The organism is Methylobacterium nodulans ORS 2060 (genome assembly GCF_000022085.1).
In the GTDB taxonomy this organism is placed as follows: Bacteria; Pseudomonadota; Alphaproteobacteria; order Rhizobiales; family Beijerinckiaceae; genus Methylobacterium; species Methylobacterium nodulans.
The window spans coordinates 279,457-292,244 of sequence record NC_011892.1; the positions used below are offsets into that span (position 1 = coordinate 279,457).

Sequence of the window (12,788 nt, forward strand, 5' to 3'; positions counted from 1 at the left end):
TTTCGAGAATCAGGGACCTCGTCGATCATCGGATACCGCCCCGGCACCACGCATCAGGCGCCCCAACGACATCGAACCAGCCAGGAGGGAGAGCAAAGAGTGACTGCCCGGCGGCGCCCAGGCCCCCAAGGAACACTCTCAACCATATGAAATTATTTGAGTTTTTGATCGGCAAAAGCGATCCTGCGGCGTGTATCACGACGTGAAATAATCTAACGAATTCAGCAACAGGTGGTTTATCAAACGTATAATTGAAGACTTCTTTCTTTATGCGCAGAAGAGGTCCTTTTTCGGAAGTAGTAGATACTGTCACGGCGGCCTCAAAGCGGGCGTGTTACTGCTTTTGTTAAACGACCCTCGAGTTCTCCAATGGATCTCCTCGGTTTCTCTCCGGTGGAGAGTTACGATTTCTGCTGTCACTGCTTCTCTATGCACGACAATGAATCGCCAGGACTGTGCGCAGCCCCCACGCTCAGTGAGTCCCACTTATAGCGGGCGCAATTCGCGGTGTATTTCAGATTGGTCGCGCGATTTTCAAGTTCGGATCAAAATTTGCGCCGCTTGGCGCCAGGCTGATCGCATTGCGCACCGAAACCCACCGAGAGTCACGTTAACAAGGAGTTTGAAAGTCGACGTGAAGTGGGCCTGATTCACAAAATCATATAAAATCGCGATCGATGCGAATCAAGTCCGAAACCAGATTGATATTGCCTTGCTTTTTGGATTCGCCGTCGCAGCACGTACTGATATGGCGTGAGTTGAGTGGCTGCCTTAAACCGATGCAAGAATTGTGCCCACCAAGCCACACAACCGCTGCGAGTTCATTCACCGCCACAGCGTATGAATCTTTCGGGCGTTTGGGGCGTGGGCAGACAAGGGCTTCGCTCCTTGGAGCGGACGGGCTGTTGGCGGGCCGTGAGATACCGGAGTGCCCATGGAATTCCGGTCGCCGGCAGAGCATCGGAGAACGGAATTCCATGGGCACTCCGGTGGGATGATCTCCGGGCTATCCGCGGGCGAGGCGATGCCTCTGCAGCACGTTGTTGGTGAGCGCGTAGCACAGCACCGCGGCCCAGACTTTTTCGATGCCCCGCACGGTCAGCTGCCGCAGGTTCCAGTTGCGCAGGCGGGCGTGGATGCACTCACAAATCGAGCGAAGCTGATAGAGCGCCTGGCCGGGTTCGCTTGCCATCCGGGCGCGCCACTACCCCCGGGCCGTCGCCGCGGCGCGGCAGAAAGGGATCGGTGCCGTGCTTGGAGCAGGTGGGGGGACACGAGACCGCGACCCCCTCGGCATGCGCCCACTCGACATCGTCCGCGCTGGTAAAGCCGCCATCCACGAGATGCTGCATGGGCAGGTGACCCTGGCGGGCCCGGAACCGCTCCAGGGCCGGCCGCATCAGGCCGCGATCGGAGCCGATGGTGCGAACATCGACGCCAATCACGATCGGCGCGCCGGCCACGCTGGTGACCTGGACGTTGTAAGCCGGGCGGAAGCCGCCATCGGCCATCTTCATGACCCGGGCGTCGGCGTCGGTGGTCGAAGCCCGGGGCTCTTTCGGCCTCGTGCCGGTGCGGCGCTGCTTCTCACGCTGCTCCTTGATCGCACCAAGCGCCGCCTGCGCCGCGTGCAGCCGGTCGCTGCGCTCGCGGGCGGCGCGCTCCTGGGCCGCCTTGAGGCGCCGGTTGCTGGCATCCGGGTTCGCCTCGACCTCGTGCTTGAGGTGCGCGACCACCGCCTGCGCGGCGGCAAGATGCTGATCGAGCGTCGCCGCGCGCCGGAACGAGGCCGCGCCCGCACTCGCCCGGATCCGCATGCCGTCCTTGGCCAGGGTCGCGAGATCGACCAGCTGGGCCTGGACCAGCACCGCCAGATGCTCGGCCAGCAACCGGTCGAGGAGAGCGGCCTGCCCGACCCGGAAGTCCGCCAGCGTGTGATGGTTCACCGACACGCCCCCACACAGCCAGCGGTAGACATCATGCTGCGCGCACAGGCTCGCCAGCGCCCGGGCACTGCCGACCCCGTCACTGGTCGCCACCAGCCACAGCGCCAACAACAGCCGCGGCGACGTCGCCGGATGGCCCGGCCGGGCGGCCCGCGCCTTGATCCGCGCCTCAAGCTCGCTCAGATCGAGCCCGGCCACATAGGCCCAGATCACCCGCGCCGGATGGCTCTCGCCAAGCAGGCTCTCGAGGTTCACCACCCGCAAGTCAAACTGATCCCGGCGCGGCTCCCGCAAGCGAGGTGCTCCCCCCGAGGCGGGTTCAGACGCCCGCCGCATGTCCGGAAGCTCGCCAAACAGCCCGTCACCCGACACCGGCATCTCCTGCGACTCAGCCGGCGCAGGGAATCACAGCCCAACCCGCGCCGGCTGCCTTCTTCATGCCAAAGATTCACAGCCTCTCAGGTTGGAGGCAAGGTTAGGGGCTGTTGACATACGCCAGCTTGAGGCAAGGCAAGTTTGCCAAAGCTCCCTCCGTGGATGGAGCCGATGGATCAGTTGACGTTGAGCAATGAGCAGTGGGAGCGCATCGCCCCTCATCTTCCGGGTAAGGCCGGGGATCCGGGCCGCACAGCGGCGGATACTCGCCTTTTCGTCGAAGCCCTCTTCTGGATGGCTCGGGTGGGCAGCCCCTGGCGCGATCTGCCGGCGAGCTTTGGGAAATGGAACTCCGTGTTCCAGCGCTTCCGACGCTGGACCCAGAAAGGGTGAACCGCGCCGGATTTCCCGGAGGCTGTTTGGTTTGGGTCAGGCGGCCAAGGCTTGCGCCTCGGCCTGAGCATGATAGCGGGCTTCCGCCTCGGCGGGCGGCACGTTTCCGATCGGTTCGGCTGGCTCGGCCACTGGGGCGGCCTCCACCGCGAGCGGGCGGGTCGCCTCGATGGCGCGACAGGGCGTCTCATGTGTGCCGCCAGCCTCATGGCCGCCAACGCCCTCAACAATCCCGCTTAAGAACTCCCCTCAAACAGATGGGGTGATTGGGGTCTTAGCCGAGGGTGGCTGCTCCGTTCGGGATGTTGGAACGTGGTCCGTGTTGAGCGGCCACAAGCATCGGGAAGGAGCAGCCGTGAAGTATTATGCCGGACTGGACGTTTCGCTGGAAGAGACCGCGATCTGCGTTGTCGACGATACGGGTCGGATCGTGCGGGAGGCGCGGGCGGCGAGTGAGCCTGGCGCGCTGGTGCAGGCGCTGAACCAGATCGGCCTGCCCCTGGAGCGCATCGGCCTGGAAGCGTGCTCGCTGACGGCCTGGCTGCACGACGGCCTGCGCGAGGCGGGCTTGCCGGCGATCTGCATCGAGACGCGCCAGGCCAATGCCGCGATGAAGACGATGCCCAACAAGACCGACCGCAACGACGCACGCGCCCTGGCGCAGATCATGCGGACGGGCTGGTTCCGGTAGGTCCATGTCAAGAGCCGTCAGTGCCGGCTGTGGCGTTCGCTGCTGGTGGCGCGCCGCACGGTGCTCAACGAGATGCGTTCGATCGAGAACGTGGTGCGGGGGATCCTGCGCGAAGCCGGGCTCAAGCTCGGCACGCCTGGCCGTGCAGCCTTCGCCGGCCGCGTACGCGAACTGGCCGAGGGCGTGCCCCTGATGACGCAGCTCGTCGAACCGCTCCTGGAGGTGCTGGCCAGCATGCTGACCGCACTCGCCGGCTTGACGAAGCAGGTCATGGATCTCGTCAAGAAAGAGGCGGTCTGCCAGCGGCTGATGAGCGTGCCGGGCGTCGGCCCCATCACCGCGCTTGCCTTCCGGGCGACGATCGACCGGCCCGACCGGTTCAGGCGCTCGCGCGACGTCGGCGCCCATCTCGGTCTGACGCCGGCGCGCTACCAGTCCGGCGAGACCGACATCCAGGGCAAGATCAGCCGTTGCGGCGACGAACTCGCGCGCACCGCGCTCTACGAGGCGGCGCATACGCTGCTGGTGCGGAGCCAGAAATGGTCGAGCCTGCGCGCCTGGGGGATGAAGATCGCCAGGCGTCGCGGCATGGCCCGCGCCCGCGTCGCGGTCGCCCGCAAGCTCGCCGTCATCCTCCATCGCATGTGGAGCGACGGCACCGCGTTCCGCTGGGGTAAGGAGCCCGCAGAGGGTGCCACGCTCGCAGGATGACGCCGTCACCGCGAAACAGGAGGGCAAAACACCACGCATGAACCCGAAAGGGTGAACCGGATCGTTCCCGTGGGGACGATGGGCCTGGCGATCTCGTTGAGAGTCCAGAACCTGCGGGTGCAAACCCGCAAGGTCGTGAAACAGATTGAGACGCCTCGCCCTCCTGACCCCATCATGCGGCGGCCAAGCGCCGACCGCGAAGAGAAGCGTGTGACCCACGGGGCGACACAAGCCGGAGAAACCACAACGAGCAGCTTGACCTAAACGACCCCAATCAGAGAAGGCTCTCAGAGTCCGTTGGGAAAGGGTGGCCAAGAGAAAATGCGGGATGATAGAGCATGTCTGCTCGTCTCGAATGGATGAATGGCCCCTCCTTGGTCTGGACCGCTGCAAATCGGCCGCGCTATGATCGTCGCAGCCAGAGATACCCGAGTGATATGACGAACGACGAGTGGCTCACCCTGGAGCCACTGCTTCCTGTCGCGGAGGGGATCGGGCGGCCCCGGACCTATCCTATTCGGGACATCATGAACGGCATCCGCTACGTGCAGCGGTACGGCATTCCCTGGGATGCCATGCCAAAGGATCTGCCGCCCGCCAGTCTCTGCTACGATTACTGGCGGTTGCTCACCGATGGCGGCCACATGGACCGGATCAACCATCATCTCGTGATGAGGGATCGTGAGAAGTCCGGGAAAGAAGCCAGTCCAACGCTGGCGATTGTGGATGCCCAGGCGGTGAAGTGTGACGCCCCGCAAGGCGAGCGCGGGTACGATGCGGCGAAACAAGTGCTGGGGCGCAAGCGGCATCTGGCGGTCGACAGCGACGGACGCCTGCTTGCGGTGATGATCACTCCGGCCAACGTTCAGGATCAAGAGGGCGGGATCCCGCTCGTCAAGCGCTTGGTTCGTCTCTGTCCCTGGATCAAGACAATCGTGGTGGACGGTGGGTACAAGGCCCGTTTCATTGAGGCGGTTCAGGCTGGCACGAGCCGTGTCGTGGAAGTGGTCGTACGGCCGCAATTTGGGAAGGGCTTTGTGCTTCTGCCGAAACGATGGCGGATTGAGCAAAGCATCGGCGCTCTCACGGTGTCGCGCCGTCTCAAGCTGGATTACGATACGCTGCTTCACATCTCGGCGGCGGCTATGCTTTTCGCCTCTATAACTCGGCTTCTCGCGTCAATCACTATGAAATGACCCTTTCCCAACGGACTCTCAGAGCGCTGTAGCAGGCGGGCTCTCTTGCGGAGTGGATCCATGACGAAACGAACTCGACTCCATCGCAGGATCAGCTTTTTCAAGCCAGCCATCTTGGATTGCTCGGACAACCTGCGATAGTGTGCCGAAAGGGCTGCAGTGAACAGCTGAGTGTCGGCAGATTGCACAGTCGGAGCAAGTGGGGGGCTGGTGGCAAAAAAACCTCGGGCGATGCTGCCGGCATCCGTTATTTTCTGTTCAATCTCTATCGTGGCCTCGAGTGCCGCTCCGAAATTGGCTCTGGCGGAGCCAGGCAGGAATACCGCGCAGGCTCGTGCGATCCAGACCGACCTGAAAGCTCTCGATGGTCGCTGGGGCCCGCAGTCATTACAGGCCCTGCAGCGATTCCAATGGGCCGAAGGCTTGCCCGAAACGGGGCGGGCCGATCCTGCCACCACGGCTCGATTGCGGCAGCGGCGGCAGACGGCGGTGCCCGAAGCGGTTCCGTTCTCCGCGACGACATCCTCACGCCCTGTGATGCCCGACAGCCAGCCCCGGCCGTTGCCCCCGCAGCAGACGCTTGAACCGCCCCTTGCTGCCGACCCGGTCCTCGCTTCAGGAGACGCATCCGGCCCGTCGGCGCCAGCGGCGCTCGATGAGCCGACGCGTGCAACGTCGGCTCACGTCAGCGCTCCCATGGGTTCGGCCACGGCGAGCGCGTCGACTGCGCCTTCCTCCGCACATTCTGTCGGCGCGGTTCTGAAGCCTTGGCTCGGGTTGCTGATTCCTGGCGGATTGGGAGCCGTATGGATGTTCGCGGCTCTGTGGATGCGCCTGCGCCGGCGGCGTTGCGAGAACAGGCAGACAGTCGGGCCGCGAGCCGGTTCGGCATGTTCCGGCGTGACAGAGGCGCAGGATCATGCCGATGATCGGGATCAGGGGTCCCCTCCCCGCTCGACGGCTACGCTCCTCCCGGTGCCGGCGCTCCCTCCGCTCCAGGGCGTTCCACCGGCTGACCTGCCTCGGTCGAATGACGCTTCGCCCGACTCGGACGCGGCTGTGGCACGGAGCCAAGCCGCCTCTCCGATGGAGGATCCGGCACCGGATACTGCTTCGGCTCCCCCTCTGTCCCCACGGGATATAGCGGAGCCAAAGCAGGAGGAATTCGCTCCTGCTATCCCTGCTTCCGCCACGACGTCCGACTCTTGCCCGGAGAGCCTCCCGATCGGCAAGACACCCGCTTCGAGTTCCATCGCCATCCCTCCGGTCCCGACAGATGCCGCGATGCCGGGCATCCTGCCGGCCGGGAGCGTGAGGTTCGAGATCTTCTGGGACTCTCCCCGGGAAGAGCCGAAGCTGCCAGCAGAGCGGCGTGAGCGAGGAGATGCCCCGGCTGCATCGTCCGCCCGTTCGGGCTCCCGCCCCCCGCCTTCGTCGCCGCATCGGACTGCGGGCGATCAGGTTTGGGTCGCAAAGGATGAAATCGCGACGGTGGCCGGGTTCATCCTGCCAGGCCTCGTTTATGTCGGAGACAGCCTTCCATCTGCTACCGGGTTCGGCCGCAGCGACAACTGCCTCATCGATCCCAGGCTTCCCGTCGCCAAGGGCAACGCCGATATCAGCGGCCAGTACATGGATTACTGGCCAGCTTACGAGAGCATGCGTCCGTCGTCGCGGCGCGCCCTGCTGGAATGGCTTTCGGGCGAGCGCTCGGATCCGGGCACCTATATTGGCTACGTCTTCGTCTACCTCTACGGCCTGGAACGGCGCGCGGTGCTGGACGGATCGGCCGAGGAGCGCCCCGCCATCCGCTCCGAGGTGGAGCGGCTACTCGCCGTCTATAGGCACAACGGGTCCTTCCGCCGCTACGCGGGCGAACTCCTCTCTGCGCTGGATATCCTCGATCTCGGTCCCGACGACGATCCACTGCCCGTTTTCGCTCCGAGCGGCGGCAGCCTGCCGCCCGCCGTCAGCATCGCGATCGGGCGTCGCATCCGGGCCGGCCAGCCCATCGAAGGCGACTGGCTTCTCGCCTGGACGATGGCGCACCCGGAGACACGGGTCCGCACGGCGGCGCGGCGCGCCTTCGACTACCTCAGGCAGGGATTCGCCGACGAATTTCGCCGCCGGCATCCGTCCGGGGGGCTCGTCGTGAAGCCCCGCCAGGGCAAGGCCGCGCCGATCGCGTATCACGCGGCAAGCGGAACGTTCACGGCCACTCTCGGAGCAGAGCGGCTCGGAAGGTTGCCCGATCTTTCGCGTTACCCCGAACCGCTCGCCCTGGGCCGTGAACTCCTGGAGATCTGCACCGACCGGCTGGACGCCTACAGCCGGCATCTTGGACGGACCACAGGCGAGGCGGCGGCCCCGATGCTCCAGGCCGTCGCCCTGCTGCCGCCCGGCCTGCTGCGCGAGCGCGCGCTGACCGGGCCGGCCGGCGAAAGCCTGGAATGGCTCTCGGCGCGAGCGCATGACAGCCTGCCCGTTCCCTTCGCGGAGGTGAGCATTCAGGTGTCCGGGCAAACGGCGGAGAAGGCGACGCCGGCGCGCCTGCGCAATCTGGCCGACATCCTCTGCCGCTTCGGCCTGGGGCTGGTTCCCGACCCACGTTTTCCGACGCGCCTCCCGGCCGGAACGTCCAGCATCCTCCTGTTTCCCTTCGATGCTCCGTGCGAGACGGTCGTGGGTCCGTCGGACGCCTACATGGCAGCCTTCCTAACGCTGTCCGTCGGCGTGCTGATCGCCAAGGCCGATGGCGTGATCTCCGCCGACGAGCGTGCGGCACTGCGGGACATGGCCTCCGGCGCGCCCGGGACCTCGCCGACGGAGCGCTGCCGCCTTGCTGCCGACGCGCGCTGGCTCGAAGCCAATCCGGTGGAGCTGTCGTCGCTGCGCGCGCGGCTGTCCGATCTCGGCGAGCATCATCGGCAGGCGGTCGGCGATGCCCTGGTGCGGGTGGCCTCCAGCGACGGGACCCATCATCGGGCGGAGGTCAGCCTCTTGGAGAAAGTCTTTCGGCAGCTCGGTCTCGAACGGGATCGCCTCTACGCAGGGCTCCACCGGGCCGGTCGCGATCCCGCGCCGCCGGACATGGCGTCCGGGGCGGCCGATGAACCGGTCCGGGTCGTCGCCGGCCCGGTGCAGGAGAAAACCTATGCCATTCCCGCCGTGCCTTCCGAGGCGTTGCCGGGCACCCTGACGCCGCCCGAGCCCGTCAACGATCGCGCGCCGCAACCGATCGACGGAGCCGCGAGCGCGACGGCACCCGCCGCGGCGGGTCCGGCCGATATCGACCGTCTTGCGGCGATCCGGGCCGAAACGGCGGCGATCAGCTCCGTCCTGGCCGGCGTGTTCGAGGCGATGGCCGATGGCGGGGACAACCTCCCGGCAATGGCGGCTCCATCGGCCGAGACAAGTGAGGCAGCGGAGATGGACGGCGTCTTCGATGGTCTCGATGCCCGCTACGACCAGTTCCTGCGCGAACTCGCCGGGCGCGCCGCCTGGCCACGGGCCGCGTTCGACCGGCTCGCACGGGAATTCGGCCTCATGCCAGGTGCCGCGATGGAAGACCTCAACCGGTGGGCCTTCGATCGCTTCGACGACGTCCTCGTCGAGGAAGGAGACCCCATCCTGATCAACCTGCACCTCATCCCCGCATCCTTGCCCGCAGCCGCATGACCTCTCCGATGAAGCCTCCCCTCATCAAGCCCCGCGACCGGGACACCATCCTCAGCGCCTTGCGGGCCGGCGTCGTCCCGCGCCTCGGTCTCCAACACATCCAGGTCGGGCGAAGGCGGGAGATCGAGGCGCTCATCGCGGACGTCACCCGCGTCGCCGAGGGCGGCGCGACCATGCGCTTCGTGATCGGGGAGTACGGGGCCGGCAAGACGTTCTTCCTGTTCCTGGTGCGCCAGCTCGCGCTCGCCAAGAACCTCGTCGTTCTCCAGGCCGACCTCGCCCCCGACCGCCGCCTGCACGCGACGGGCGGGCAGGCGCGCACGCTCTACGCCGAGCTGGCGCGCAATCTCGCCACCCGCACCGCGCCGGACGGGGGTGCCCTGCGCAACGTGCTGGAACGCTTCATCGCGCAGGCGATCGAACAGGGTAAGCGGGACGGACGCGGGACCGAGGCCCGGATCCGCGCCCGCCTCGTCGACCTGCAGGAGCAGGTGGGAGGCTACGACTTCGCGACCGTGGTGGCGGCTTACGCCGCCGCCCACGAGGAAGGCGACGAGACCCGGCAGGCCAATGCCCTGCGCTGGCTGCGCGGCGAGTACACCACCAAGACGGAAGCGCGTCAGGATCTCGGGGTGCGCAACATCATCGACGATGCCTCGGTCTACGACAGCCTCAAGCTGCTCGCTCGTTTCGTGCGGCTCGCCGGATATGGCGGATTGCTCGTCTGTCTCGACGAGCTGGTGAACCTCTACAAGCTCCAGAGCGCGCAGGCCCGCAACCAGAACTACGAGCAGATCCTGCGCATGCTCAACGATGTCCTGCAAGGGACGGTCGAGGGCCTGGGCTTCGTCCTCGGCGGCACGCCCGAGTTCCTGTTCGACACCCGCAGAGGATTGTATTCCTACGAGGCTCTGCAGTCCCGGCTCGCCGGCAACAGCTTCGCCACCGAAGGATTCGTCGACCTCTCGGGCCCTGTCGTGCGGCTTCAGAACCTCACGCCCGAGGAGATGCTGGTCCTGCTGGAGCGGCTGCGCATGGTGTTCGCAGGTGGAGATCCGGCGCGTAATCTCGTGCCGGACGAGGCCTTGCACGCTTTCCTCGATCATTGCCGGGCGCGTGTGGGCGACGCCTATTTCCGCACGCCCCGCAACACGGTGAAAGCCTTCGTCGATCTTCTCGCCGTGCTGGAGCAGAATCCGGCGCCGATTGGCGCGAGCGGTTGGGCGTCGTTGCCGTTGCGGAAGATGCGGGCGCGACCGACGACCTGGCGCTGCCGGCCGAGGACGGTGCCGCGGCGGGCCAGCCCGATGACGAGCTCGCCCGGCTGCGGCTGTGACCCGGCAGGTCGAGCTTCCGGTCGCGGCGGGCCGCGCGGAAGAAGCCTCGCGTGCCTTCGATCGGCTCGCGGAGCCGGTCCGGCGCTGGATCTGGCAGCAGGGCTGGTCGACCTTGCGCGACGTGCAGGAGCGGGCGGTCCCCGCGATCCTCGCAGGGGGCGACGTCATCCTCGCCGCCCGGACCGCCGCGGGCAAGACGGAGGCCGCCTTCCTGCCGCTGCTGTCGAGGGTGCTGCCGAAGCGGGATGGCGGACGGCCGGGCTTCTCCCTGCTCTACGTCAGCCCGCTCAAGGCCCTGATCAACGATCAGTTCCGGCGCCTGGAGAGCCTGCTGGAGGCCTGCGACATGCCCCTGCATCGCTGGCACGGCGACGTCTCGGCCGACGCGAAACGCCGCGCCCGCGAGCGGCCGCAGGGGGTCGTCCTCATCACGCCCGAATCGCTGGAGGCGACGCTCGTACGGCGGGGGCGGGAGGCTCCCCGCCTGTTCGGAGCGCTCGACGCCATCGTCATCGACGAGCTTCACGCCTTCATCGGCACCGAGCGGGGGCGGCAGCTGCAATCCGTCCTCTCCCGCATCGAGGCTTGCGCAGGACGGGACCGCATCGACCGGGTCGGACTCTCGGCAACCCTGGGCGACATGGACCTCGCCCGCGAGGCCCTGCGCCCGGGAGCGTCCGACGCCGTCACCCTGGTGGAGAGCCAGGAGGGGGGCACAGAGCTGCTCCTGCAGATTCGCGGCTACGAACGTCCTTTGCGGCAGCCGACCGCGCCGCCGAAGGATAGGCTGCAGCAGCCCTCCGGTCCCGGGCCGAATGAGGAGAGAGAAGCCGCATCGGCCGTCCCCGATCTCTGCGCGGTCGAGGCGATCCAGACCGCATCGCTGGTGGAAGAGCCGGTGGCCCGGCATCTCTTCGAGGTTCTGCGCGGCCGTCGCAATCTCCTCTTCGCCGGCTCCCGGCAGAACGTCGAGATCTACACCGATCGCCTTCGGGCGCTGTCCGAAGCGGCCCGCCTGCCCAACGAGTTCTTCGCGCATCACGGGAACTTGTCACGCGCCGAGCGCGAGACCGTCGAACTTCGCCTGCGCGAGGACGCGCGCCCGACGACCGCGGTGGCGACCACCACGCTGGAACTCGGCATCGACATCGGCGATGTCGAGAGCGTGGCTCAGATCGGACCGGGCTGGTCGGTATCCTCGCTGCGGCAGCGCCTCGGTCGGTCCGGGCGTCGGCCGGGCAAGCCGGCGGTCCTGCGCATCTACGTGATCGAGGACGAGGCAGGGCCGACACTCCACCCGGCCGACCGCCTCAGGCTCGACCTCGTGCAGGCCGTGGCGATGGTCGAGCTGTTGCTGGAGCGCTGGTGCGAGCCGCCGCGAACACGGGGCCTCCATCTCTCCACCCTGGTCCACCAGACGCTCGCCCTCATCGTGCAGACTGGTGGGCTGCGTCCCGGGACGGCTTGGCAGCTCCTCTGCGAACACGGCCCCTTCCGCAACGTGAGCCGCGACCTCTTCGTCGAGGTGCTCCGGAGCATGGCACGTCCCGAGGCGGAACTCGTGGAGATGTCCCCCGATGGACTGCTGATGCTCGGCCCGAGGGGCGAGCGCCTCACAGCCGGGCACGACTTCTTCGCCGTGTTCCAGAGCCCGGAGGAGTACCGGATCGTCGAAGGCAGCCGCCCTCTCGGAACCGTCCCGCTCGACACTACCCTCGCACCGGGGCAGACCATCATCTTCGCCGGGCGCCGATGGTGCATCGAGACCGTCGACGAGCGCGCCAAGGTGGTTGTGGTCATCCCGACGAATGCGGCGCTGCCGCCCCGCTTCGATGGCAGCGGGGCCGGTCTCCACGACAGGGTTGCTGCGGCGATGCGGGCGTGCCTCTCGGGCACGCATGTCCCACCCTTCCTCGACGCGGGCGCACGCACCCTTCTCGGTCAGGCGCGGGACGCCTTCTTCGCGTTCGGCCTCGATCGTGGCTCCATCGTCGAGGTCGAGGGCGATTGCGTGATCTTTCCTTGGGCCGGCAGTCCGAAGCTCGAAACCCTGACCCTCGCGCTTCGCACGCGCCACTTCCAAGCCTCACCGTTTCAACATGTGATCGAGGTGCGGGACTGTTCCGCCCGCAACCTGCGCGCCGCGCTCGCGGAGATCGCGGGTTCGCCGCCTCCCGACGGCCACGAACTCGCCCGGTTCGCGGTAAAGCCGATGCGGGAGAAATACGATGCCTACCTCACCGAGGCCCTGCTCGTGCAGGCGATGACCGTCGAGCGTCTGGAGGCGCAAGCGCTTCCCGGCATCGCGCGTCTCGTCCTCGATCCGCCATTCTCAAGCGGCCCCTGATCGACGCGGCTTCGTCGTCTCAGTGCAGGGGCGTGCCATCGGTCACGCGCACCGTGCTGCGGCCGGCCCCGCGCTTCTCGACGCGGACCTGCATGGCGATGCGGTCGATCATCG

Annotated in this window: 3 protein-coding genes and 4 pseudogenes; 6 read left to right on the top strand and 1 reads right to left on the bottom strand. The window is 66.8% G+C overall.

The genetic code is table 11. The features are described from left to right. Positions 1–1,006 precede the first annotated feature (1,006 nt). Positions 1,007–2,324 (bottom strand): annotated as a pseudogene (locus MNOD_RS37565) (IS1182 family transposase). Positions 2,325–2,492: 168 nt separating this feature from the next. On the opposite strand from MNOD_RS37565, the pseudogene MNOD_RS37570 reads away from it, so the two are divergent. The 6 genes and pseudogenes from MNOD_RS37570 to MNOD_RS37600 all read left to right on the top strand — a co-directional run. Next, positions 2,493–2,711, top strand: a pseudogene (locus MNOD_RS37570) (IS5 family transposase); the annotation flags it as partial. 358 nt (positions 2,712–3,069) lie between these two features. Further along, a pseudogene (locus tag MNOD_RS37580) lies at positions 3,070–4,116 on the top strand (IS110-like element ISMno22 family transposase). A gap of 338 nt (positions 4,117–4,454) precedes the next feature. Further along, on the top strand, positions 4,455–5,312 hold the full coding sequence (locus tag MNOD_RS37590; RefSeq protein WP_015927380.1) for an IS5-like element ISMno12 family transposase: 858 nt from the start codon (positions 4,455–4,457) through the stop codon (positions 5,310–5,312). 231 nt (positions 5,313–5,543) lie between these two features. Continuing rightward, the gene (locus MNOD_RS47560; RefSeq protein ID WP_198157687.1) at positions 5,544–8,990 is read left to right on the top strand and encodes a TerB N-terminal domain-containing protein; all 3,447 of its coding nucleotides are present in this window, start codon (positions 5,544–5,546) and stop codon (positions 8,988–8,990) included. 8 nt (positions 8,991–8,998) lie between these two features. Next, positions 8,999–10,326 (top strand): annotated as a pseudogene (locus MNOD_RS44880) (ATP-binding protein). Then, entirely contained in the window at positions 10,323–12,674 is a 2,352-nt protein-coding gene (locus MNOD_RS37600; RefSeq protein WP_015934178.1) for a DEAD/DEAH box helicase, read from the top strand. The pseudogene MNOD_RS44880 and the gene MNOD_RS37600 overlap by 4 nt, the downstream one beginning before the upstream one ends. Positions 12,675–12,788: the final 114 nt, after the last annotated feature.